The sequence below is a fragment of the Clostridium homopropionicum DSM 5847 genome (assembly GCF_001263795.1).
In the GTDB taxonomy this organism is placed as follows: domain Bacteria; phylum Bacillota; class Clostridia; order Clostridiales; family Clostridiaceae; genus Clostridium_H; species Clostridium_H homopropionicum.
This window is the reverse complement of the sequence record NZ_LHUR01000031.1, coordinates 148,230-175,123: the sequence shown is the minus strand read 5'-3', so window position 1 is coordinate 175,123 and position 26,894 is coordinate 148,230. Positions and strand designations below refer to the sequence as shown.

Below are 26,894 nucleotides of genomic sequence, written 5' to 3'. Positions count from 1 at the left end.
GACTGCTTATAGATATGGTAAATAAATATAAGGCAGATGCAGTGGTAATTTGCATGATGAAATTCTGTGATCCTGAAGAATTTGACTATCCAATATACTATAGAGAGTTTGAAGAAGCTGGAATTAAAAACTTGTATATAGAAATTGACTTAGAAACAACATCCTTTGAACAAACTAAAACAAGAGTTCAAAGTTTTAGTGAAATGCTTTAAAGTTCGGGTTTATATAATAATTAAATGGGTTTTATGGGCTGGGAGTGTCTCTAGGGGTGGGGCACTCCCATTTTTTTTACTGAAGTTATATTAAACTATAGTAAATTAGTATATAATATATCTATTATAGATATTAAAATAAATTTAATATCCATTTTAGTTTTTAGGGGGCGATTAACAGTTTTAAATAACTACTAAAACCTACTAAAATATATTAGCATATTGTTAGTTTGGTGTTATCATAATGTATATAAAGAGGTGATAGCATTAAATATTATACAATTAGTCAATTCTCAAAATTAGTAGGTAAAAGTTATTCAAACTTTAAGATTGTGGGATAGCGAGGGAAAATTAAAACCACATCACACAACAGAAGGTGGATACCGTTATTATTCTGAACAACAAATTAATCAAGTTTTACAAGTACCACTTATTAAGAAATATAAAAAAATAATTGGCTATTGCAGAGTTAGTTCCCATAAACAAAAAGATGACCTTGAAAGACAAATAGAAAATGTTAGGACATATATGATTGCTAAAGGATACTCATTTGAAATAATATCTGATATAGGAAGTGGAATTAACTATAACAAAAAAGGATTAAATCAACTAATAGATATGATAACTAATTCAGAAGTAGAAAAGATAGTAATTCTATATAAAGATAGATTATTAAGATTTGGTTTTGAAATCATAGAAAGTCTGTGTAATAAGTATGGTGCTACTATTGAAATTATAGATAATACTAAAAAAACAGAAGAACATGAATTAGTTGAAGATTTAATTCAAATTGTTACAGTTTTTAGTTGTAGATTGCAAGGGAAAAGAGCCAATAAAGCAAAGAAAATGATTAAGGAGTTGTTAGAGAATGATACTAGCGAAGAAAGTTAGAATTATCCCTAATATAGAGCAGGAACAAAAATTATGGCAATCTGTTGGTACTGCAAGATTTATTTATAATTGGACACTTGCAATACAAGAAGAAAACTATAAAAATGGTGGTAAATTCATTAATGATGGAGATTTGAGAAAAGGATTAACTATTTTAAAGAAAACAGAACTTAATTGGCTTAATGAAGTATCTAATAATGTGGCAAAACAGGGTGTAAAAGACGCTTGTAATGCTTATAAAAAATTCTTTAAAGGATTATCAGATAAGCCAAGATTTAAAAGCAGAAGAAAATCTAAACCATCATTCTACAATGATACATTAAAACTTAAAGTTAAAGAAAATGTAGTATTAATTGAAAAAGTAGGTTGGATTAAAACATCAGAACAAATACCTATGAATGTTAAATATGCTAATCCAAGAATAAGTTTTGACGGAAAGTTTTGGTATATATCTGTAGGCATAGAGAAAGAAGAACCTATATCAGAAAATACAGATGTATCAATTGGAGTAGATCTCGGATTAAAAGATTTAGCCATAGTCAGCAATATAGATAAGCCATTTAAAAATATTAATAAAACTAAAGAAGTTAAAAGACTAAAAAAGAAGTTAAAAAGAAAGCAGAAACAAGTTTCAAGGAAATATGAAGATGGAAAAATTCAAATGGGAAAGGAAGGTGAAAACCGTTATAAATTTACTAAAACTAATAATATTAAAAAAATTGAAAGAGAAATAAAAATTATTCAAAGAAGGCTTTCCAATATACGTTTAAATCATATTCATCAAGCGACAACTGCAATAGTGAAAACCAAGCCAAGCAGAATAGTTGTTGAAGATTTAAATGTAAAAGGTATGCTTAAAAATAAACACTTATCAAAGGCTATACAGGAACAATGCTTCCATAAGTTTATTAGTATTTTAGAATACAAAAGTAAATTTAATGGCATTGAATTTGTAAAAGCTCATAGGTTTTATCCTTCAAGCAAAACCTGTTCTTGTTGTGGAGCAATAAAGAAAGATTTAAAACTTAAAGATAGGGTTTTTATATGTTCATCATGTAATCATAAGATTGATAGGGATAAAAATGCGTCAATAAATCTTTCAAGATATGAGAAATCAGTATAGTATCACTAACAAGATAATGCTGATATGTACTGTTCGTTACGCAGGAATTTAAGCCTTTGGAGCAACATATCAAACTGGAGTAGTCTTATGACGAAACAGGTTGCATTGAATAAGGAATAAATCTCTAAATATTAGATTTTAGTAGATTTTATGTAACGGCAAAAAATATGAAGATAGGATATGCAGCATCAGCTGGGGAAAAGGATATTTTTGACACAATAGATTATGCTTATGAAAATAAACTAGAAGCCGTAGAGCTTAATATAAATATGCCAATATTTTTCCCAGAGAAATTTGATGAAGAGGAAAGAAAAAAGATTAAAGAGTATAGCAATGAAAGAGGGGTAGAGCTTACATTTCATGCACCAGAGGATATTTCTCTTCTTCAGCTTCAAAAGAATATTAGGGAAGCTGGACTTAGCAGACTTAAAGAAGTAATGGATTTTGGACATGATATAGGGGCAACTAGACTTACAATGCATGTTGGACCAGCTGTAACTTTTACTTTAACTGATAGAAAGACTTACATGGATGAGCTTTACTATGATGAGTATAAAGCAGTATTAAGAGAAAGTTTATTAGAGCTTATACACTATTCCAAAGGAAAAATTAAACTATGTGTTGAGAATTCAGGAAGATTCCCAAAGAAGCTGGTTCAAGAAACTTTAGATGAATTGCTAGCTCAAGAAGAAGATTTATTTTTAACTTGGGATATTGGACATTCCTATGAAAATAAATATGATGAAGTTAAATTTTTCTTAAAACATGTGGACGGGATAAGAACTTGCCATGTACATGACCATAATGGAAAGAGCGATCATCAAATTGTGGGAGAAGGAAATGTAGACTTTAAGTGGCACTTTGACAAAATGAAAGGAATTGAGATTATTTTCATTGTTGAGGTAAGGCCGAGAGATAAGGCAATAGAGGCAATTAAAAAATTAAAGGAAATATTATAGGAACTTTTAAAGACGATGGCTTTCGTTTTTAGGTGCAAAACGAAAAAATAGCATTGATATTAACACAATCAATGCTATTTTTATTGGTATTTATCCTCAACATTATGCTAACTTTCCAGTAAGAATTTAATATTAACGGAAATAATAATATTAATATGAGTGAAAAGGGTGAGATAATGAGAAAGGCTAATAAACCTATTGTAATGCTAAGTATCTTAATATTAGGATTTCAGTTTACATTTACTACATTTATTTCTGCTACTACATTATATTCAACAGATATACCGTATCAGCCACCAGAGCAATCAAGAGAAGAATTATATCAAGATATTTTTATATCTTTGCTGTTGCCATATATTCAGAATGAAGTTGATAAATACTACTCAAAGTACCTAATACAGCCTCCGATGGTTGCTCCGTACACAGTGGATGTATTAAGTGCCGAAAGACCAAATGGATATCGAACATTCTTTTTTAGATTAAAACTTCAAGTTAATTCTTATATAGGACCACATAACAGTGTTGGGCTTGATTATATAACTGTTACGGTAGGAGGTTCGGGAGATGTCAAAATTGAAAAATTTGAACATATAAAAAGTTATGTGTTACCCCCTAACTACGAGGATATAATTAAGAAAGGTTATAAAAATCCAATTCCTTAAAGTATGTTGTTGAGGGAATAACTGAATTTATGGGTATTCAGCCATAAACTATCAAATAGTACTTTCTTTAAGCCCAGTAAATTAAACAAAAAAGACTTGCTATTTTTGTGATAAAAAGCAAGCCTTTTCTAATGTTATTTATTTTCATAAATTTTTGCATATTAAGCTGAGTGCCCATGGGAATATAAAACATAGCTATTTAGAATTTCAGCATATAGAAGTTCAACTCTTCTCGCAAAGGTTCTAGAAGAAAATTTTTCTGCGAAGCTTTCACTGTATTTTGCCATCTTAAGTCTTAAGGCTTTATCTGTAAATAATTTTTCTATAGCTTCTTCAAATTCTTTAGAAGTTTTATAAACTAATCCATTTTTATAAGGTTCAACTACGCCTTCAATGCAAGGATCATATCTACATATTACAGGAAGGCCACTAGAAAGTGCTTCTATATAAGTAAGGCCCTGAGTTTCACTGGTGGAAGCAGTAACAAATGCATCAGATATTTTATAGTATTTATATACTTCTTCAGGCTTTACCATGCCTGTGAAAATAATTTTATTCTTTAAGGCTTTAACTGAGGATAATTCCTTAAGATTTTGAAGATAAGGGCCGCCACCTACAATTAATAGCTTAAAGTTGTCTATTTTATAAGCTAAATTAGAATAAGCATCTATTATTTCTTCAATATTTTTTTCTTGAGCTATTCTTCCTAGATATAAAAGTATTTTATCTTTTTTATCAATATTATATCTTTTTCTCAAGTCTATTTTTTCTTCCTCTGTCATGGATATTTGGAATTTGTTTAAATCGATTCCTGTTGGTATTATATGAATATCCCTTTTTACTCCATAATTTAATAGAGCTGTTTTAACCTTGTTAGTTGGAGCAATAACAGCGTCCATGCTATTAAGGAGTAACCTAATAAACAGACCCATTGCCTTAGGGGTTATTACTTTTCCATTAAAAATATAATCTAAATAATCCTCATACATAGTATGGTAAGTGTGAACATGAGGAACCTTTAGTATTCTAGCTATAAATTTAGCATCTATCATAGTAGTAAATTCTGTTTGAGAGTGAATAATATCTGGTCTCCACTTTAATATCTGCTGCCTTATTTCAGTATTGAAAAACCTTTTAACTTTTGCACCAGGATAAAGCCTTAAATTGAAGGATTTCAAATAAAAAATGTCTCCATCAATTCTCTCTTTACCGTCTGCTGATAAAGCAAGTATTTTAACATCATGTCCCATAGACTTTAATTCCTTATATAGGTTCAGGGTTGAAATAACAACTCCATTTACCATAGGATAAAAAGTATCTGTAGTTAATAAGATTTTCATACCTAATCCTCCAGTAATCTGAATAATATACTTATTTATTAATTGTAATATAAATAGATTAAGAAAAGGATGTATAAAATATTAAGATTTTATTAAGTTTTAGATAAGTGGGAAGGTAGTAATATAAGAAAAATGCGATGCATTTTTAAAATTGACAATGCACAATGGACAATTGACAATGAAGGATGTTTTGCTAAGGCAAAACTAGATTTTATATTGCAGCAAAGCTACAATTATTAAAATTGGTAATTAAGCTCTGCTTAATTACTTCCTTCATTGTCCATTGTCCATTGTCAATTGTCAATTTTGAAGAATTTTACGTCGTAAAATTCTTCAACTACTACAATATGATATAATACAATGATACCATAAATTATTAAATTTGGTTACAAGATAATGAATAAATTACAAATAGATTCATATAATTAACAGTAATTACCACTAAAAAAGTACATAAAGTGGACGATAATTATTTGGGAAATAATTAGACTAATTAGGAGATGTATACATATGAAAGCAAAACTTTATATAATTAAGTTCTTATTGGCAGCAGCCATGTTTACCTCAATGTGTACTACTGCTTTTGCAGAAACCTCTGATTTTAAGGAACTGCCTTCAAAGTCTCAGGTAAGTATATTAAAACCATTTACTGTAAAGGTTAATCTAGACTTGGATGCAAGCACTATTAATAGTACAAATATAATTGTAAAGGATAGTAAAGGACTTCCAGTGAAGGTTTCTATTTATCCAGGAGATGATAGTAAATCAATAGTAATATATCCTCAGGTTGGAGGATATATTCCAGGAGCTGCTTATGCTATAGAAATAAGTACAAATGTAAAAAGTAAAGCTGGTGCGAAATTGTCCATGCCTGTTAAGATGAATTTTACTACCTCAAGTCAGTTTGAGGATGAAACAAGCAATACAGCTTTACCGAGCATAAAGTCAATAGACATTTTAGACAAGCCTCTTATACAAAAAAACAAGACAAGCTTTGTAATCACTCCAAACATTTCTGGAGATGTTCAATACAGGGTATTTTTATTTAATTATCCTAATGAAACCTACGATAATTCAAACTATTATACGAGTGGAGTATATACAGAGCTTACATCAGGATATACAAGTGCTATATCAAGCTTAAATCCATACACCTTTACAAAAACAGATGGTTTTGAACTTGGCAAGTACAAGCTTTTAGTTTATGTTAAAGGAAGTGGAAGATCAGGAAAGTACAAGGATACAAATACTGATTTTGATAATTTTTATTCAACATATTTTAAAGTTTTGGATAAAAACATATTAGCAGATGCAGCAACTACCACCACAACAACTTCATCAAGTATTACTAAAATTAGTTATAGCAAAACCCTAGAAGAAGCTGTAGGTGCACAAATTAAAGCAGGTGGTCCAGTTTATAGTGAAACTACAGGCTTTATGAAAGCTAATGATAGTCTTCTTAGATATTATATGGACCCAAACAACTATTTAGATGATTATGGAAAGTACTCCTTTTTAGTTTTAAATTATATGGAGGTTAGTGTTGATGATTTAAATATTCTTTTAAAAGGAAAAGGAGTTTTAGAGGGAAAAGGAGATGTATTCTTAAAGGCAGCAAAGGATAACGACATAAATCCTATATATCTAGTATCTCATTCCCTACTTGAAACAGGCAATGGAACTTCTGTGTTATCCAATGGAATTCTTGTAAGTTCTGTAGATGGAAAAGCTGTAGAACCTAAAACCACATACAATACCTTTGGAGTACATGCTTATGATGAAGATCCGAATAGATTTGGTTCTGAGTATGCCTACACTCAAGGATGGTTTACCGTTGATGCTGCAATTTTAGGGGGAGCTAAATTTATAGGAACTAATTATATTAACAGAGTTGGAGAAAAGCAAAACACACTTTATAAAATGAAGTGGGATATAAATTATTCAACTTATCCTCATCAGTATGCTACAGATATTGGGTGGCCAAGAAAGCAGATTAAGAGAATAAAGGATTTAATAGAACAATGTAAAACTGCAAAGCCAGTATTTGAAATACCTAGCTTTAAATAAATGCTATGTTTTAAGAGATCGTTGATTTCGTATAATATAGAAAACAATTCTAAGTTTATAATAACTACAGCAGCTAAAATTTCATTAACTCGCACAGCTCAGACAAATGAAATTTCTTAACGCTTCTATAGTTATTCTAAATAAGAATTGTAATTTCTATATTATAATGAACTCAACAATCTTAAAAATAGCTTCGGGCACTAATGGAAAGTTTTAAATGAATGTAAAAACCAACATTCATTTAAAACAAATAAAACATAGTCTAAATAAAAAAAACATAAAGAGCTGTTTGAAATTTATTTTTCAGACAGCTCTTTATGATTTTTACTATTATGAGATTTGGCACAATATATGCTGTAATATAAATTAGGAAGTTAGGGCCTAGACCTTGAAAATGGCTGTGAACATAAACCTAATTTGATATAAGTGGGTGATATTATGAGTACTATAAGTAAAGAAATAAATGATCTAGAACATTACAAGTTGATATTCAATGAAATTCTAGATATGACAGAAGACGGATTTGTTGTAACTGATGTTGATGGAACAATATTAGATATAAATAATTCCTATTGTGCTTTTATTGGAACCACAAAGGAAAAAGCTATTGGACATCATATTCGCGAATTTATAAAGAATACTAAAATGCCGGAAATTGCAAAATCGGGTATTAAGGAAGTAGATGCAATTCATGAACTTGTACATGGACAGCACTACAAGGGAGATAAATTTTTATTTGTTACCAGGGCACCTGTAAAGAAGAATGGAAAGGTCATAGCAGCAGTAGCACAAGTGAAATTTAGAATACACACTCTGAAGCTATCACAAGATTTATTAAAACAAGATAAGGAATTGAAATATTATAAAGACGAGCTACAAAGGCTTGGAGAAAGCAAATATAATTTAAATTCTATACTTGGACAAAGTGATTCTTTTATGGAGGCAAAAGAACTAGCTAGAAAGGCTGCAAAGAGTAACTTATCTGTGTTAATTAACGGAGAAACAGGAACAGGAAAGGAGGTTTTTGCTAACGGAATTCACTACGCTTCAGATAGAAAAAATAATCCTTTAATAAGATTAAATTGTGCAGCAATTCCTGGTGAACTTTTAGAATCTGAGTTATTTGGATATGAAGAGGGGTCTTTCACAGGAGCCAAGAAAGGTGGGAAAAAAGGTAAATTTCAGCTTGCACATAAAGGAACAATATTCTTAGATGAAATAGGAGATATGCCTCTTCATATGCAGGCAAAGCTTCTTAGAGTACTACAGGAAGGAGAAATCGAGAGGATAGGCGGTTATGAACCAATACCTATTGATGTAAGAGTCATAGCTGCAACTCACCAAGATTTAAGAAAGCTCGTTAATGAGAAGAAATTCAGAGAAGATCTTTATTATAGATTAAATGTAATAAATATTAGGATACCTCCTCTAAGACAAAGGAAGGAAGATATAGCTTTATTTATTAATCATTTCTTAAGCGAATTAAACAAGAAATATAAAACTGATACCACCATATCTCAAAGGGCAAAGGAATTACTGTTGAATCATAAATGGCAAGGAAATATAAGAGAACTTAAAAACGTAATAGAAAGTGCTTATGTATTAGCCGAAAAGGATATTGTAGGAGTTAAGCATTTTCCTTCAAATTTAATTACATCTTGTCCTAATATAGCAAAAGCTAATAAGGATAATTCCTTAGATTTAATATTAAATGAATTAGAAAAAGACATAATTTTAGAAACTTTAATGGAAAACAACTATAAAATATCAAAAACCGCTGAAGACTTAGGAGTGCACAGAACTACATTATATAAAAAGATGGAAAGATTAAATATTAAGCTTTCCAGGTCAGTTGAAATATAAATACTAGGGAAATACTAATTGATTTATTGCTATTGGTATTTCCCTAATAGTCTATAGTAATCTAAAATAAACCATATATTTTTATTAATTACTTTTTAGCTTATAATATAATATTCCATCTTCCTCTGTCTTTTCAGCTTCTCCAATACAAGCTAGATGCTCTAAATGTGACGCAGCTTCAGCTGAGGCAAACCACTTTTGAGCTTTAGGGAAGTCTTCCCATTTATCATATCTTAATTCCCAATGCATATTTGCAGCTGTATCTCTTACTGTTTTCTTATTATTTTTAATTATTTCTTTTACTTCATTTAGGCGATGATCATGATGAGCTAAGAGTTCATTAATTCTTCTTTTATAATCAATTATAATGTTCCTGTGAGCTGTAAAAAGAAAGTCAATATCATATTCATATACCTTTTTTAAACTATTGAAGTATACCTCTAATATGTCTCTCTCAAAGCCCCAAAAGGCTATGTTTGGTGTAATCTTGTCTAAAATATGATCTCCACAAAAGAATAGCTTGTGATTTTTTTCGTATAAGCCCACATGTCCGGGGGTATGCCCTGGGATATCTACTATATTGAAGGAGTATTCTCCAATATTTATTACATCACCTTCTTCAACGGGAGTAAATTCAATAGGCTCTTTAAGCGCATATTTATATCCGGGATTATCGTCAACAGATACATTATCTTGATTTAAATGGAACATATTTTTATATCTATTAAAGTTATCCCAATATGTGCCATTAGTCATGTCATTAATCATTTTACCGTCTATCTTTCCTGCGTAAACTCTAACTCCCTGCTTTTCCAATTCTGATGCAAGGCCAGAGTGATCTGAATGCAGATGGGTTACAAGTAAATCGGTTTTTGTGAAATCAATTGCCAGTTCTTCAATGCCTTCCATAAAGGCTTTTTTGCATTCTTCAATATTAAAGCCAGTATCAATTATCAAGTTCCTTTCTGGTGAGGTTATTATGTAACTGTTAACTGCCTTTAATGGATTTTTAGGTAAAGGTATTTCCTGCTTATAAATGTTAGAATAAATTTCTGTAATCATGTTATCCTCCTTGTTTTTTCTTAATGAGTAGTGATATCTGGGTAAAAACACTTCTATTAATAATCTTTATATATAGCATATATAATGCCAATTTTTATTTATTTCTAAATAAATACTTATAAATGTGAAATATTCAATATAATTTAGTAATTATTTAATTGAGGATTTTAGTCCTTATAAGTTAGAAGAGGTTTATATAGAAAAGATATGTATAATGAATTATAAAGTGTAGAAAAAATTATACATTTTCTTTTGAAACTTATTAAATAAAGGATTTACAAAGATTTTGGTTCAGAAATATATAAATTCATATGGTTTTATTTAGTTTAGGTGTAGAAATTTTTCTACACTTAAATTTTTATCATTTATTAGAATATAGAGCTTAGGAATGGAAAATCAATGATTTTTATATTTGGCACGGCAATTGCTTTATAGGTTATCAAGGTATTAATACATCATAGAATTCTAGAATTCCATATATTAATTCAAAAGGAGTGATTAATTATGAATAAGTGGCAAAGCATTTACAAGGAGAAATTGACTTTAGCAGAAGAAATAGCAAAACAAATAGACTCCAATACTGTATGTGCAAGTCCCATAGCTGCCGGTGAAGCCTTTGCTATACCAGAAGCTATTGCTGAAAGAGCCCTAAAAGAAAATCTAAAGGGGATAAAACATTGTTCTATACTTTCTTTAAGACCACAAAAAATATGGGATCCTGCTTTAGACGGAAAATTTAATCATGTAACTCTATATGTATCATCAAACAATCCAAGAAAGGCTATGTGGGAAAATAGAGCAGAATTTGTACCAAGCTTCTATTATCAAATACCTAGAGTTTGGGATGAATATATAGAACCAGAAGTATTTTATGCTACTGTATCTCCAATGGATGAACATGGATACTTTAGCTTTGGATTAAGTGTGAGTACTTGTATTACTTTAAAGAAAAAAGCAAAGAGAATCTTTCTAGAAGTTAATGAAAATATGCCTAGAACTCATGGAAACAGTGCTATTCACATTTCAGAAGTAGATGCTATCTGTGAATGTAATGTACCACTGCCTCAGTTACCAGTTGGAAAAATATCTGATGTAGATAAGACTATAGGTAATTACATTGCTGAGTTAGTTCCAGATGAAGCTACTATCCAATTAGGAATAGGTGGAATACCTAATGCAGCAGCTCAAGCTTTATTAAATAAAAAGAATCTAGGAATACACACAGAAATGTTTACTGAAAGCATGATTGACTTAATAGAAGCTGGTGTAGTTACAAACACAAAGAAGAATATACATGCAGGTAAAAGTGTAACCACATTTGCACTAGGAACAAAGAGAATGTATGAATTTTTAGATGATAATGTAGGAGTAGAATTCCATCCAGTAGATTATGTTAATGATCCAGTTACAATAGGAAAGCATGATAATTTTGTATCTATAAATTCATGTATAGAAGTTGATTTATTTGGACAGGTTTGCTCAGAATCTCTTGGACCAAAGCAATACAGCGGAGTAGGCGGTCAAGTTGACTTTGTAAGAGGAGCATGCAATTCAAAGGGTGGTAAATCAGTAATATCAATGCAATCTACTGCAAAGGGTGGAACAGTATCAAAGATTAAATTAGCTTTAACAGAAGGTTCAATAGTAACTACTTCTCGTAACGAAGTTGACAATATTGTAACAGAATACGGAGTGGCAAAGCTTAAAGGAAAGTCTATATCAGAGAGAGCAAAGGCACTTATAAGCATTGCACATCCGAGCTTTAGAGAACAGCTTACTTTTGAAGCTAAGAAAATAAACTTATTTTAATAGATAGATAAAAAGGTAGTATGCTTAGCGAGAGCTGCTACAAGAATATAAAAATAATTTTAATTAAGGGGAGTAAATTATGGGGAATAATGATATAAGAATGGTTCAACATATAAGTTCTGATCCCACGGCAATAGGTCAATTTGGCCTTTCAATGGTTACTTTGGTGGCAGCTAGTCAAAAATTAGGATGGACTAACGGCCTTGGAGTATTGGTGCCTGTAGCCTTTTTCTTAGGCGGAGTAGCTCAACTTTATGCTGGAATAATGGATTCAAAACATAATAAAAGCTTTGGAGCTAATGTATTTACTTGTTTTGGTCTATTTTGGATGACAATGGCTATAGCTTGGATGATTAAATCAGGGGTGTTTGGAGAAGTTTTAGCAAAGCAGTACGATGTGAAACAATTGGGGTTCTTCTTTCTTGGTTATTTGATATTTTCTTTATTTGCAACAGCTGCAAGTTTAGAAGCAACAAAACAATTATTTATAGCTTTCATACTTGTTGATCTTTTATTGATAGGCTTAACATTAGAAAGCTTTGGAATTGCAGCACATTTTGCACATCAAATGGCCGCTTGGTCAGAGCTAATAGTATCTTTAGTTTGTTTTTACGGAGTAGGGGGTTATGTAATTAACAGTCATTTAGGATTTGTATTACTTCCTATGGGAAAACCAACAGGAATTTTAAGAAAGTTAAATAAACAACAAATATAGATTAATTTTTATGGTATTTATAATTAATTATATGGAAATTATAAAAATTGGCATGATATATGCTAAATAATTATATATATATAAAGATAATTTATACAAGGAGGGATTAATGTGGACTTTAAAAATGTTCTCTTAAAAAAAGAGAAGGGCATTGGTTTTTTAACAATTAATAGACCAGCTGCTTTAAACGCTTTAAATTCTGAGACCTTAAGTGAAATACATAAGGCAATTGAAGAAATTTCAAATGATGATGAAGTGTTAGCAGTTATAATAACCGGTGCAGGAGATAAAGCTTTTGTTGCAGGTGCAGACATATCTGAGATGAAAGATATGAGTGTAATCGAAGGAAGAAAGTTTGGAATACTTGGTAACAAAGTATTTAGAGCTATTGAAACCTTAGAGAAACCTGTAATAGCTGCTGTTAACGGTTTTGCCTTAGGCGGAGGCTGCGAGCTTTCTATGGCTTGCGATATAAGAATTGCTTCAACAAAGGCTAAGTTTGGTCAGCCAGAAGTAGGACTTGGAATAACTCCTGGTTTTGGTGGAACTCAAAGGCTGCCAAGACTTGTAGGAATGGCAATGGCAAAAGAACTAATATATTCTTCAAGAATTATTGGTGCTGAAGAGGCTTATAGAATAGGGCTTGTAAACAAAGTCGTTGAACCAGAAGCTCTAATGGGAGAAGTTACAAAACTGGCTGAAGAAATACTAAGAAATGCTCCAATTGCAGTTAAGCTTTGTAAACAAGCAATTAACAGAGGAATGCAAATAGATATAGATACTGCAATTTCTTTAGAGGCTGAGCTATTTGGGGAATGTTTTTCAACAGAAGATCAAAAAGAAGGAATGAGTGCCTTCGTAGAAAAGAGAAAAGAAAAACAATTTAAAAACAGATAAAGATATATAAATATAAAAATATATAAATTAATTTTAATTAGGGGGAAATAATTATGGATTTTATGTTATCACAGAATCACCAATTTATTCAAAGCACTGCAAGAGAGTTTGCACAAAAGGAGTTACTGCCAATTACAATTGAAAACGATGAAAAAAGCGAATTCCCTATGGAAGCTTATAAAAAGCTTGCAAAAATGGGATTCCTAGGACTACCTTATTCAAAAGAATACGGCGGAACAGGAGCTGATTATCTTTCTTATGCAATAGCAATTGAAGAGATATCAAAGGTACATGCATCCTTAGGTATTGCTTTCTCAGTAACTACTTCACTTTGTGCAGGTTCAATTTACAATGGGGGAACTGAAGAACAAAAGAAAAAGTATATTCCAGACTTATTATCTGGTAAAACTATTGGAGCTTTTGGTTTAACAGAGCCCAATGCAGGTTCAGACGCTAGTAATGCTAAAACTGTGGCAGTTAAAGATGGGGAATATTATATATTAAACGGTATGAAATGCTTTATAACTAATGGTCCTATAGCAGATATTTTCGTAGTATATGCGATGACAGATAGAAGTAAAGGAGTAAAGGGACTTTCAGCTTTTATAGTTGAAAAAAATTACCCAGGTTTTTCAATAGGCAAAATAGAGGATAAATGTGGAATAAAGGCTGCTCAAGTATCTGAAATAATATTTGAAAATGTAAGAGTTCCGAAAGAAAACTTACTTGGCGGAGAAGAAGGAAAAGGCTTTGCTTTAGCAATGAAGAGCCTTGATGGAGGAAGAATTGGAGTTGCCTCTCAAGGTCTTGGAATAGCAGAAGGAGCTTTTGATATAGCAGTAGATTACATGAAGAAAAGAGTTCAATTTGGAAAGCAGTTATTTAAAAATCAATACTTGGCATTCAAAATGGCTGAATTAGAAGTAGAAATAGAAAAGGCAAAATACTTACTATACAAAGCTGCTACAGATAAAGACAATGGAAGACCTTATTCAATTCCAGCTGCAAAAGCTAAGCTTTCCTGTACAGATGCAGCTATGAAGGCAACTGTTGAAGCAGCACAAATGCTTGGAGGAAACGGCTACATGAAGGAATACCATGTAGAAAGAATGATGAGAGACGCTAAGATTACTCAAATTTATGAAGGAACAAATGAGATACAAAAACTAATTATTAGTGGAAATATATTTAAATAATTTAATTTGATTTCTACCAAACTCCTCACCATATAAAAGACTAAAGGAATTACTCATCCTTTAGTCTTTCTTAATAATTATCATTTTTGAGACAAATAAAAAGAGAATAATAAATAATTTAAAGTAAAGCAGTGAAATTATTATAAGAATTAAAGCTATTCACTGAATAATCTGCATTTAAAATAAATTATCATTTTTGAGACAAAGTTTCGAAAAAAAGACAAGATATTTATGATATTTAATCAGAAATCATATCTTGTCCATCGTTATTAATAAGATATTTTATTTTTCTATCCTTTAGATAATTTTTAAGATTTGTTAAATTCATATCCTGCTGTTTTTTGGTTTTATTAGTTATATATATAGTTAAGGAGCCTTCTCCTTCAATATAGTTCTTGTTTATAATATTTTTGTTTTTTGCCTCCTCCAGTATCAATTGAATGGCCTTCTCTAAAGAAGCACCCTTTAAGTCTAAGCGTTCTACTAAATTACGGCCAGGAGTACTGGTAGGAGTGACGGATATAACTTTATTCCATTTATTTATCTTAAGCTGTATAGTAGGAGGAATAGATACTACAACTGATGCTGAGGAAGAAAAATATCTATAAATATTCATACTAACTAGTATTAATACTGTAATTAAAGATAAAATAATTATCCTTCTTACAGCAAGTCTTTTTGGAGTAGCTAAGATTGAAGAGTAAATATCTCCAATTTTAGGAGTATTCTCTTGAGGCTTTAGATTATAAAATTCTCCTTTTACAGTTCTAACACAAATATACTCCTTGGCCACTTTTACCACTACACCAGTTTTTCGCTTCATTCATACACCTATTTAACCTTATTTGTTTTATTAGAGTTATCTGAATTATTGGATTTACCGTTTGCCCCATGGGCTTCTGTGCCCTTACTGTCATTTTGAGGATTAGGCTGAGAGTTCTTTTCACCATTGTTCAATACAGGAAGAGTTTTAAACTCTTCCTTTGAGTTTGAAGATGATTTATCTTTAGATTCCTTTTTATCTATTTGGGAATCCTTTGCTTTTGGTATATTTTTATTTTCTTTGGAATCAATTTTATTTTCTTTATTTTTATCCTCAGTATTAACCTTTGGAGCTTGTTTTTCTTTATCTATTATATCATTTTTTGGAATATTTGTATCTGTATTTTTATCAGAGTTTATTACTTTATTGTTTATTTCTCCACTTAAATTCTTTTCCTTAAGCTTGCTTTCAAATTTAGGTAAGCTAATAGAATTTTCAGGACTGTCCCCGATAGTTTCCTTATTTTTTGAAGCTTTATCTAAGGTTTTAATTGATAAGGATACATTAATATCAGTTTTATTAGACGGATTTATGAAATTCTCCTTTTCTGCTTCTTCTAAAATCATGCTGAGACCATCATCTATGGTTTTATTTTTTATACTCAATGAGTCTAACATCTTTTGCCCGTCTTCATTTAATGCAGCTGCTTTTATAATTCTATTCCATTTATTTACCTTAAGTTCTAGGGAGGGGTTAATATCTACAACTATTGAGGCAACTGGAGTGTAATAAGCATAGGCGGTTGATCCAGTTGTTATAAATAAAATAAAACAAGCAGCTGCAGCTATATATTTAAATAAAGGTAGTTTTTGTTCTAGAGCACCAGTATAAGTACTTCCAATTGTGGGACTGTCCCCTAGAATTTTAACCTCTGCAAACTCTCCGCTGGGAGTCATTATGCAGGCTTTCCTATTTTTTATTTCTAATACTATGCCTGTTTTGCTAATCATTATTTTCACCTACCTTTATGTTCAAGTATGATTTTATGTAAGGATATTCTTCTGTAGAAAGAATCAGTATTAAGGTTAATAAGTATCTTCTCCATTTCTCTAAATACTTCTTCTTAGTGTTAGTTAGAAGAGCTATTTGAGCTATGGGAAGGAGTTTTTTATTTTTTATATAATCCAATATGTTATTATCCTTTGAACAAGCAATTGCAAGATTTAAAAGATTATTTCTCGTGTCTACGTGAGAAGGAGAAGATTCCACAAGTGCACTAAAGCTTAATTTATAATTTGCCAGCTCCTGTGAAAAAAGTGCTATCTCCTCTGCTCTTTTTTTATTTTCCGTTTCTATCTGATAGTTATCTATAGAAATTTTATAATCAATGTAGTCTTCTTTATTATCCTCTGAGGAATTATCAAAGGTTAAATAGGGTGTATTGTTGGCTTTTCTGAAAAAGTCTATTAAGGCATTTTTAATAATAACTGAGGCAAAGCTGAAAAAATTACCCTTTTCTTCGCTGTATTTATCACAGGCATCGTTAAAGGCAATAAGTGATATACTAAGCTCCTCGTCATTAGTCCAATCTAGCTTTCTCTTGCATACTTTATAAGCCGCGCCGTATATGAAGTTTTTGTTATTTTCAATAAAGCTATCTCTATTTTCTAAGATAGGCGACATAGGATCCATTGCCTCACCTCTTTACTAGTCATTATTTTATACGTATTTTATCGTAGTTTTTGCGGGGTTCTGTATGAATAAAATGTTTCCATATATTCCATGGGTTAAGATTCATGTATTTACAGTAAACAATAAAATGTAACAAAAAATTCAAAAATAAGAAGGAAAAAGGTAAAAAATATCGAATATAAGGAAATTAATAGAAAGTTAAATTAAATATAAAAATCGATTAAAATGTAAAAATGTGGGGGTAAATTCATGGTTAAAAAGACTAGAGGAAGATTTTTAAGTATTTTTATAGTGATTCTTTTTATAATATCTTCATTTAGCCAGACCTTGGCATTTGCAAAGGATGCCAGTGGAAATGGGGTACATGGTAAATACTATGGAAAGGAACTAGCTTCAAAGGAAAAGGTAAAGGAAGTACAAACTAAGGAAACTAAGACTGAGAAGCCGGCAAAAAAGCCTGTTACAAAAAAATCAAAATGGGTTTATGAAGAAAAATTTAGTGAAAAGCAGGAGGCAAAAGAAAAAAGAACCTTAAATAGCAAGACCTTTAAGGAGGAAAATGGTAAATATTCTACCTATGTATTCACTGAAAATATTCATTTTAAAAACTCCAAGGGAGAAATAGAAGAAATAGATAATACTTTAATTGAAGATAAAAATAAGAAGGGAACTGTATATAAAAACAAGGCAAATGAATTTAATGTAAGCTTTCCTTCTAAAATAGAAAAAAATAACCCAATTAAAGTAGAAAAAGATAATACATATATTGAAATGCTCCCAACGGAAGGAGACTTTTCAAAAAGCTCAATTTCAGATAACAGCATACTTTATAGTGATGTATTAGAGGGAATTGATTATCAGTATACGGTTGATAATTCTAGAGTAAAGGAAGACATAATATTAAACCACCTTGTTAATAAAAACGAATTTTACTTTGAAATAGAAACTTCGGGACTTACTTTAAAAGAAGAAGGAGGGGTAATTTTTGCCTACGATAAAAAAGAAAAAGAGCCCCTTTGGAAAATAAGTGCTCCAGAAATGGTAGACGCTAACGGCAAAAGCTCTATGAACTTAAAGTTAAGCTTGGATAAAAGATTTTTTGGAAATGACAGAGTAATAATTACTGCAGACAAGGATTGGCTTAAGGCTAAGGATAGGGCATATCCTGTAAAGATAGATCCAACTGTATATTCATATAAAGGGTCATTACTTGACAACTGTGTTGAATCTAATCATCCAAATACCATTACGGATAATGCATATTCTTATATAGGCTATGACGATGGAAAAGCCACAGGGAATTTAAAAGAAAGGAAAACCTTCTTAGGAAAAAATAGAACCTTCGTAAAATTTGACTTACCTGCATTACCAGAAGGTGCTGTTGTTAAAGGTGCATCCTTAATTATGTATAGATACACTGCCTATAGCTCTGCAGAAAGGACTATTCAGCTTGATAGGGTAAATCAATCCTATAATATATCAAAGATAACTTGGAATACTCAGCCTCAAGAAACAAGCTTTGAAACCTCTACTAAAATAGCAGGTAATATAGGCCCTGTAGAATGGAATATAAAGAACCTTGTAAATCAATGGTATAACGGATTAGCTAATAATGGGGTTGTTCTTAAATACACGGATGAAAATGCTCAATGTGAGGTATATAGATCCAATGAATATTATAATAAGCAGCAAACTCCATACGCAAGAATAGTGTATGAAGTACAAAAGAGTGGACAAGTTGATGATCAAGTAAAGCCTACAATCAATTTAAGGCCTATAGTGCAAGCAAACAACGATGGACTGCTTAGATTTGTAGCAGTAACAGCTGACGGACTTTCTAAGCCAAAATCTAAAGTTAATTATGAAACTGAACCAGCAAATGGAAACTTTACTGGAGAAGTAATAGCCAATGAGGATTATATTTATCCAAATCTAAATCCAGTAGAGTATGCCCAAACATACAATGTTAAAGAAAGTAACTGGCAAACAGATAAAGCATTTACTGAGGAAATGATTGGTACTAATAAGCTATATAGAATATCAGCAAAAGCAACTATAGAAATAGAAGAGGAAGAGCCCCCAGCTGGAGAAGGTGGGGAGCATGCAGAACCAACTCCTCCAAAGATAGAAATTATTGATATTGGACAAAGTGACAGCTTCCAGCTTTATGAAGTAAAATCTATGGATATACTTCCAAGAGTCTTAGCCTTCTATGGAATCACAGATAAAGACACCTTCATGAAAGATAATAACATGAAGGATGACCTGCTGGTTCAAGGAAGCATAATATTTATTAGAAATCCTAAGCAAAATCAAGGAGTGCCTTATAATGCTAAAGATCTAACCGATAGTGATAAACGTAGAATTGACAGCTTATTAATTGGAAGAGGAAAACACTGTGAATTTGGGTTTGAGCCAATTAACCTGATTACAGGAAATTATTATTATACTGCTGATGATATATCTATACCAGATATGGGTGGAGACTTTAAAATATCAAGAACCTATAATTCAAAGGCCAGCGAATATAATGGACCTTTTGGGCAGAGATGGGATTTTAACCTTAATAAATATATAGCTTACATGTCTAATGGGGACATAGGCTTTGATAGAGGAGATGGAAGTATCGTATACTTCACAAAGAACTCCGATGGAAGCTATACTGCTCCAGAAGGTGAAATTTATACTCTAACTAAATTAGAAAATGGATATAAAATTGCAGAAAAAGATGCTACCACTTATTATTTCATGAGACAAGGTCTTCTAACTGCAATAGAAGATAAAAACGAAAATAAAACTCAATTTCAATATGATGAAAATTACAGCCTAAATAAGATTATATCCCCATCAGGAAAAGAGCTTCAGATAAGCTGCGACAGTGAGGGAAGAATTACAGACATCACAATGCCAGATGGAAATTCTGTAGCCTACGAATACGACTCAATGGGCAACCTTATTTCCTACACAAATGCCAAGGGAAGCAGAATAAGCTACAACTATGATGATAAGGGAAGGCTTATTTCCTTCTACGATTCAAAGGGAAATAGAGTAATAAACAATATATATGATGATGAAAACAGGGTAGTACAGCAGGAGGATTCAAAGGGAAGTATAATTTATATAAAATACTTGAATGGATATAACGAAACCACTGATGCAAAAGGCAACAAAACCCTTTACTACTACGATTCACAATTTAGAAAGACTAAAATTGTTTATCCAGATAGAACTAGTGAAGAATATACTTATGACTCAGGAAATAACGTAAAAACCTTTAAGGATAAACTAGGAAGAACCACTACCTATGAATATGATTCAAATGGAAACAAGACAAAGGAAACTCTTTGGAATGGAAAAGTAAACAGATTTACTTATGATTCCTTTGGAAATATGACCTCAGCTACTGACCTAATGGGAAATGTGACCTTGATGGATTATAATTCAAAAAGAAATCTAATTAAGGTAACAAGACCAGGAGGAGCTGTTACAGAATACACTTATAACGAAAAGGGACAACTTATCTCCTCAAAGGATTCAGAAGGAAAAACAACAACCTATGAATATCAGGGAGGGGATTTAGTAAAGATTACAGATCCAAGGGGAAACTTCAGTAATTATTACTACAACTCTGTTGGCAAGGTAATAACTATAGAAGACCCCCTAGGTAAGCTCACTAGAATTGCCTACAGTCCAAATGGAGAAAGGCTGAATGTGCTTTTACCAGACGGAAATACCACAGAATATGGCTACGACAGCAGCGGAAACAACACTGCTATTGTAGATGGAAAGGGCAATGCAGTATTATTCAACTATGACAATCTAGATAATATGGAAAGTGTACAAGACCCTCTAGGAAACATAACAAGCTTTAAATACGATTTAAATGGAAACAAAATTGAAGAAAAGAATCCTAAGGGCGGAATAATAAAATATGAATATGACAGCATGAATAGATTAGTTAAGGTAATTGATCAGGATAACGGAGTCACTGAATATAAAAGGGATGCTCTTGGAAACATAACTTCAATTATTAATCCACAAGGCAGTAAAACAACCTATGAATTTAACTATGATGTAAATATGCCTGAAAAGATTACAAGCTCCCTTGGGCAAACGGTGGTAAATGAATATGACCCTATGGGAAATCTACTAAAGTCCATACTGCCAGATGGAAATGTGAAAGCCTATAAGTATGATGAACTATATAACTTAAGTGAATATACAGACATAACAGGAGTGAAAACCTCTATTGAATATGACAAGCTAGGAAGAATTAAAAAGATAAGTGACAGCCTTAATAAAACTTATCTATATGAGTATGACGAAAACGGAAATTTAACTAAAACAAAGGACCCATTAGGCTATGAAGTAACCTATGAGTATGACAAAAATAATTTAATGACTGGAGAAAAGGATGAAGAGGGAAACCTAACTAAATATAGCTATAGCCCTATTGGAAAGCTTAGTGAGGCAATAGATTCCCTAGGAAACAAAACCACCTATAAATACGATGAGAATGGAAATCTAGAAAGTGAAAAAGATTCAAGGGGTAACATTACCACCTACAATTATGACCAGCTGGATAGAATTATTGGTATAAAAGATGCTCTAAATAATATCTACCAGTATCAATACGATGCTGCCGGCAATAAAGAAAAGGAAATAGACCCTCTGGGAAATGAAACAAAGTATGAATACAACGGAAGAGGGCTTCCAGTAAAAATTATAAACCCGCAAGGCAGCACAGTTTCAATGGAATATGACAAGAATGGAAACAACACTAAAATAATTGATCCTTATGGAGATGCCTATGTATTCAGTTATGACAAAGGGGACAGGCTGATTTCCTTAACTGATACTGCAGGAGTGGTAAATACACTTACCTATGACATAAGAAATAATCCTACAGAAGAAAAGGATAATATGGGAAATGTAGTAAAGTATGTTTATGATTCCTTTGGAAGGCTTCTTGAAGAGAAGGATACAATAGATAGAAGCATTAAGTATACCTATGACTTAGAAGGGAACATAACCTCAAAGACAGAGAAGGATGGAAATACCACAAGCTTTCAATATGACAAGAAAAACAGGATTATAAGTATAGCAGACCCAGAAGGGAAGGTAGCCAGCTTCACCTATGATGGGCTAGGAAAAGTAAAGAGCAAGACCCAGCCGGGAGATAAAAAGTATGCCTATGAATACAATTCTATTGGAAACCTTATAAAGGAAAAGGATCCTCTAAATACAGAGACAAACTACCTTTATGATGGAAACAGTAATCTAATAGAAGTTAAAAACGGAAAAGGCAGCAGCAAAAAATACACCTACGACCCTCTAAACAGAATAAAAGAGGTAATAGATGAAAGAGGAAATACCACCACCTTAGATTATGATCCAAATGGAAATCTTTCTAAGGTACAAGAACCAATGGGAGGGACTACTCAATATTTATATGATTCCTTAAACAGACTTCAAAAGAGCGTAGATGCTCTAGGCTTCGATACAACCTATGAATATGATAAGCTAGGAAGAGCTACTGGAATCATAGACCCAAGAGGCAATAAAACCGCTTATGAATACAACAAGCACAGCAAGGTTACAAAGGTAACTGATGCCCTAAATGCTATAACACAATTTAACTATGACTTGAATGACAACCTTCTAGCTAAAATTGATGCAGCAGGAGCACAGTATAAATACTCCTACGATACTGTACACAGACTAACCTCTGTAACAGACCCAATGGAGTACATTAGAAGCTTCCAATACGACAGCTTTGGAAATCTAGTAAAGGAACAGGATAATGAAGGAAACATAAAAGATTACAGCTATGACAAAATGCATAGAGTACTTTCAGAAAAAAATACAGCAGGGCACATTACTTCCTATAAATACAATGACTTAGGAAACCTTGCAGAAGTTAAGCAGCCAAATGGGAATGTCTATGCATATAAATATGACATACTAGACAGAGTAACTGAATTGACTGACCCAGAAGGAAAGGTAACCTCTTTAGATTATGACGTTTTAGGGAATGTTACAAAGGTAGTAAAACCAGGAGAAAAGGAATATAAATACACCTACGATCCAGCAAATAATCTAAAAACAGAAACTAATCCACTAGGTGAAACTACCAGCTATGAATACAATAAAAATAACCTTTTATCCTCAGTAACAAATCCACTAAAGAACACCACAAACTATAGCTATAATGCTGTAAATCAGCTGGAGAAGGTAAGCAATCCTTTAGGACATACAACTACCTACAATTATGATGGAAACAGGAACCTAGTGTCTAAAAAGGATGGAAACGGATATGAAACTGTCTATACCTATGACCCACTTAACAGATTATCAAAGGTAACAGACCCTCTAGGCAGCGAAACAAGCTACAGCTATGACTCTTTAAGCAACATGACAGCAGTTAAGAATGCCAATGGAAATACAACTAAATATTCCTATGACAAGGTAGGAAGACTTACTTCAATAACAAATCCACTTGGAGAAACTGAAAGCATGCAGTATAGTAAAGCAGGAAATCTCCTAAGCTATACAAAGCCAGATGGAAGTAAGATAAACTACAGCTACGACATATTAAACAGAGTTACAGGGAAAGCACATATAGGAAGCGACGGCAAAGAAGGAGAAAATAAAGTAAGCTATGAATACAACCTAATGGGAAGCAGAACCTACATGAGTGGTGCAGAAGGAGAAACAGGCTATGCTTATGACAGCATGGAAAGACTTACAGGAGTGAACTTCCCAACAGGAGAAGAAGTAAGCTATGAATACGACGAGCTAGGAAGAAAAGCAAAAACCATATATCCAGATGGAAAATTTGTAACTTACGGCTATGATAAGCTGGACAGAATTTCATACGTAGAGGACTATGAAGGAAAGAGAACCTTCTACAAGTATGATGAGGCAGGAAGAAGAATAGAAACAATACTTCCAAATGGAACAAAAACCACCTATGCATACGACGAAGCAGACAGACTTACAAAGCTAGAAAACTCCTTCATAAATGGAGGAATAATATCCAGCTTTAAATATGAATATGACAAAGCAGGAAACATAATAAAAGAAATTCAAGTTCAAGATGACAGCACCTATACACGAAACTATAAATACAACAGTGCTGAAGAAATCGTAGAATTTACAGAGGAAAAGGACGGAGTAACAAAGAAATACTCCTATGGCTACGATGCAGCAGGAAACAGAACAGCAATGCAGATAACTGGAGGAGATGACTCAAAAAATGTAACCTACAGCTACAACGAAGCGGATGAGCTTGTAACTGAAAAAAGCGATGATGACCTAATAAAATATGAATACGACTCAAACGGCAGCATGGTAAAGAGAATACTTCCAGAAAACCAGATAGAATACTATGACTACGATGAAGATGGAAGACTAATACAAATAACTTACCACCAAGGTAAAATAGAAACCTTCGGCTACGACAGCGACGGAAACAGAACCTATAAAACCGTTGGAGAGTACTTCTTATCAAAGAGCCCACTAAATACAGATATCCAAAAAGAAAACAACAAGGATAAAGCACAGGACAATAAAAACGAGATTAAGGAAACCCATACAAAAGGACCAAAACCACAAGCCCCAGGAAATCAAGGCAATGGCAACGGCGGTGGAGGCAGTGACAACAGCAATGCTGGAGGAAACAGCGGTAATGCAAACGCAGGAAACAGTAACAGCGGTGGAAATGATAATGGAAACAACAGCGGCAGCAATGGGAATAGTGCCAATGGCAACGGCAGCGACAACGGAAATGGCAATAGCAACGGAAACAATGGAGGAGATAAGGGTAACGGAAATGGAAATGGTCAAGGAAAAGTAGACAATGCAGACAAAGGTAACGGTAAGGATAATGACAATAAAGGAAATGTAAAAGACAAAGAACACGACAATGGAAAAGACAAAGAAAAGAATAATGACAATGGAGGTCACAAAGGCTGGGACAAAGACAAAGTAAAGGATGGCAACAAGGGAAAACACCTTGGCTGGTACAAGAGAGCAGACCATCCAAAGAACCACGGAGAAGATCCAGTATTAACTAAGCCCGACGCTTACGAAATAACTAATTATGTTAATGATATAAACTCTGAATACACTCAAACTCTAATGACCTCAGACGCAAATGGAGTCTATAGAGGAGTTTACACTTACGGAGAAGAAAGAATATCTGTAAGAGACTTAGTAGAAGTAGAAGGAGTACCAAATAATCCACTATACTACATGTATGATGGAAGAGGAAGTGTAACTCAGCTTACGAATGCGAAAGGCAATGTAAGTGACCAGTACAGGTATACCCCATTTGGAGAACCAATGTCAGGAGGAAAGTTAAGTCCTAATACAAAACTACTTAACAACCCATACGGCTATAATGGAGAGTACCACGATTTAGAATCAGGCTTCCAATACCTAAGAGCGAGATACTACAACCCAGAAACTGCAAGATTTATTACTAGGGATAGTTATCTAGGGGAAATCAATGAACCACTTACGTTGAATAGGTATGCTTATGCTGTAAATAATCCTGTAATGAACGTGGATCCTAGTGGAAATGTACCAGAATCCCTAAGCGATGATATTGACTTTAATAATCAAATAAAGAAAGATTATCTTAGAGAAAAATCAAATTCATCAGTTAAAAATCAACCGTTACTAAAATATGGATCACGAGGTGATTCCGTAGTAAAGGTTCAAAACATATTAGATGAATTAGGTTATGACCTTGGACCGTCTGGAGTAGATGGGGTTTATGGGTATTATACTCAGAAAGCTATGAAATCCTATCAAACAGCAAATGGACTACAATCAGATGGCATAGTAGGACCAGAAACTTGGGGATCTTTTAATAGCTATGTTAATAAAAAAGCAGCAGAAAGTAAGGGTAGAACCAAGAATAATAAGGATTGTAGCGTAGATGCTGTTAGTAGTGCAGCAAAGAGTGCGGGTCAAACTATTGACCCTGAAATTGCTCGTTTGGTTCAAAAGGGCAAGAATGGGGACTACTGGAGGGAATATGAAAAGCAGGTAAGGACTCCTTTTAGTAGTGATATCTTTTATAACGTCGCTACAAGTGAACAATATAATCAATATATAATAAAAGCACGCAGTGAAAATATTAAGCCAGTTGAATTTAAAACATATGTAAATACAATGGGACCTAAATGGGAATATATGTACAACCATAGAGATCGTGGAGATGAGTTAGCTTATGCAGCATCGGTTGGAATAATGATAATAGCTGCTTTTGATGCTTTAACAATACCTTTGGATTATATGATGTCACAACAGCTTAGGGGGCCGGCTGAAGCTAATAAGTTATTGTTAAATGTTGGAAGCAAGGCTGATGCATTGAAATCAGTAGAAAGTTTACCAACTGAAATTCAAAGTAGTGCTAAAAGCTTTTTTAAAGGAAGCTCTAATGCATACACGGAATTTACTGTTGAGCAGTTAGAGAGTGGGAATTATTTAGTTAAGATGACTAAACCAGGGAATGTCCCAGGCTCCAAGGCAATCTATTATAAACAAATAGGAACAGATGGCTCAACTATCAAGGTGTACAAGGATACTTTTGACCCAGCAGGAAACCTTGTGCATACTAAAAATAAATAAT

At 32.6% G+C, this 26,894-nt stretch carries 16 protein-coding genes and 1 pseudogene; 12 read left to right on the top strand and 5 right to left on the bottom strand.

Features of this window, described 5'->3' with window-relative positions; genetic code table 11:
• The 5 genes and pseudogenes from CLHOM_RS13585 to CLHOM_RS13565 all read left to right on the top strand — a co-directional run.
• Positions 1 to 212: 2-hydroxyacyl-CoA dehydratase (locus CLHOM_RS13585; protein WP_161803227.1), on the top strand; the 212-nt coding region annotated here is incomplete at its 5' end.
• Between the two features lie 266 nt (positions 213 to 478).
• Positions 479 to 1,103, top strand: a pseudogene (locus CLHOM_RS13580) (IS607 family transposase).
• Positions 1,081 to 2,226, top strand: a complete 1,146-nt coding sequence (locus CLHOM_RS13575; protein ID WP_052222229.1) for an RNA-guided endonuclease InsQ/TnpB family protein — start codon at positions 1,081 to 1,083, stop codon at positions 2,224 to 2,226. The pseudogene CLHOM_RS13580 and the gene CLHOM_RS13575 overlap by 23 nt, the downstream one beginning before the upstream one ends.
• A gap of 167 nt (positions 2,227 to 2,393) precedes the next feature.
• The gene (locus CLHOM_RS13570; protein WP_052222228.1) at positions 2,394 to 3,185 is read left to right on the top strand and encodes a sugar phosphate isomerase/epimerase family protein; all 792 of its coding nucleotides are present in this window, start codon (positions 2,394 to 2,396) and stop codon (positions 3,183 to 3,185) included.
• A 176-nt stretch (positions 3,186 to 3,361) separates the two neighbouring features.
• Positions 3,362 to 3,847, top strand: a complete 486-nt coding sequence (locus CLHOM_RS13565; RefSeq protein WP_052222227.1) for a DUF3888 domain-containing protein — start codon at positions 3,362 to 3,364, stop codon at positions 3,845 to 3,847.
• A gap of 161 nt (positions 3,848 to 4,008) precedes the next feature.
• Here the strand turns inward: CLHOM_RS13565 and CLHOM_RS13560 are convergent, their stop codons facing one another.
• Positions 4,009 to 5,187 carry a glycosyltransferase family 4 protein gene (locus CLHOM_RS13560; RefSeq protein WP_052222226.1) on the bottom strand — a complete coding sequence of 393 codons (1,179 nt, stop codon included), beginning with the start codon at positions 5,185 to 5,187 and terminating at the stop codon, positions 4,009 to 4,011.
• A 510-nt stretch (positions 5,188 to 5,697) separates the two neighbouring features.
• Here CLHOM_RS13560 and CLHOM_RS13555 point away from each other — a divergent pair.
• Together CLHOM_RS13555 and CLHOM_RS13550 are read left to right on the top strand one after the other, a co-directional pair.
• Positions 5,698 to 7,254, top strand: a complete 1,557-nt coding sequence (locus tag CLHOM_RS13555; RefSeq protein ID WP_052222225.1) for an N-acetylglucosaminidase — start codon at positions 5,698 to 5,700, stop codon at positions 7,252 to 7,254.
• Positions 7,255 to 7,692: 438 nt separating this feature from the next.
• Positions 7,693 to 9,117 (top strand): sigma-54 interaction domain-containing protein, encoded by a 1,425-nt coding sequence (locus tag CLHOM_RS13550; RefSeq protein ID WP_052222224.1) that lies wholly within the window; start codon positions 7,693 to 7,695, stop codon positions 9,115 to 9,117.
• Positions 9,118 to 9,201: 84 nt separating this feature from the next.
• Here CLHOM_RS13550 and CLHOM_RS13545 read toward each other — a convergent pair whose 3' ends face one another.
• A complete protein-coding gene (locus tag CLHOM_RS13545) occupies positions 9,202 to 10,179 on the bottom strand; it encodes an MBL fold metallo-hydrolase (RefSeq protein ID WP_052222223.1) in 978 nt (325 codons plus the stop codon).
• Positions 10,180 to 10,683: 504 nt separating this feature from the next.
• Between CLHOM_RS13545 and CLHOM_RS13540 the strand changes: the two genes are divergently transcribed.
• The 4 genes from CLHOM_RS13540 (at position 10,684) to CLHOM_RS13525 (ending at position 14,796) form a co-directional block, all read left to right on the top strand.
• Positions 10,684 to 11,988: an acetyl-CoA hydrolase/transferase family protein gene (locus CLHOM_RS13540; protein ID WP_052222222.1), complete on the top strand. Its 1,305-nt coding sequence runs from the start codon at positions 10,684 to 10,686 to the stop codon at positions 11,986 to 11,988.
• A gap of 79 nt (positions 11,989 to 12,067) precedes the next feature.
• Complete coding sequence (locus tag CLHOM_RS13535) at positions 12,068 to 12,703, top strand: acetate uptake transporter (RefSeq protein ID WP_052222221.1); 636 nt, start codon at positions 12,068 to 12,070, stop codon at positions 12,701 to 12,703.
• Positions 12,704 to 12,814: 111 nt separating this feature from the next.
• Positions 12,815 to 13,600 carry a short-chain-enoyl-CoA hydratase gene (locus CLHOM_RS13530; protein ID WP_052222220.1) on the top strand — a complete coding sequence of 262 codons (786 nt, stop codon included), beginning with the start codon at positions 12,815 to 12,817 and terminating at the stop codon, positions 13,598 to 13,600.
• Positions 13,601 to 13,653: 53 nt separating this feature from the next.
• Positions 13,654 to 14,796 carry an acyl-CoA dehydrogenase family protein gene (locus tag CLHOM_RS13525; RefSeq protein WP_052222219.1) on the top strand — a complete coding sequence of 381 codons (1,143 nt, stop codon included), beginning with the start codon at positions 13,654 to 13,656 and terminating at the stop codon, positions 14,794 to 14,796.
• A gap of 238 nt (positions 14,797 to 15,034) precedes the next feature.
• On the opposite strand, the gene CLHOM_RS13520 is transcribed toward CLHOM_RS13525, so the two are convergent.
• The 3 genes from CLHOM_RS13520 to CLHOM_RS13510 are packed head-to-tail and all read right to left on the bottom strand — an operon-like array spanning position 15,035 to position 17,251.
• Positions 15,035 to 15,619, bottom strand: a complete 585-nt coding sequence (locus tag CLHOM_RS13520; RefSeq protein ID WP_052222218.1) for an anti-sigma-I factor RsgI family protein — start codon at positions 15,617 to 15,619, stop codon at positions 15,035 to 15,037.
• A gap of 8 nt (positions 15,620 to 15,627) precedes the next feature.
• Positions 15,628 to 16,569 carry an anti-sigma-I factor RsgI family protein gene (locus CLHOM_RS13515; RefSeq protein ID WP_052222217.1) on the bottom strand — a complete coding sequence of 314 codons (942 nt, stop codon included), beginning with the start codon at positions 16,567 to 16,569 and terminating at the stop codon, positions 15,628 to 15,630.
• On the bottom strand, positions 16,562 to 17,251 hold the full coding sequence (locus CLHOM_RS13510) for a sigma factor (protein WP_052222216.1): 690 nt from the start codon (positions 17,249 to 17,251) through the stop codon (positions 16,562 to 16,564). The genes CLHOM_RS13515 and CLHOM_RS13510 overlap by 8 nt, the downstream gene beginning before the upstream one ends.
• Before the next feature lie 249 nt (positions 17,252 to 17,500).
• Here CLHOM_RS13510 and CLHOM_RS13505 point away from each other — a divergent pair, with 249 nt between their 5' ends.
• A complete protein-coding gene (locus CLHOM_RS13505) occupies positions 17,501 to 26,893 on the top strand; it encodes a DNRLRE domain-containing protein (RefSeq protein ID WP_052222215.1) in 9,393 nt (3,130 codons plus the stop codon).
• The last annotated feature ends 1 nt before the right edge of the window (position 26,894 follow it).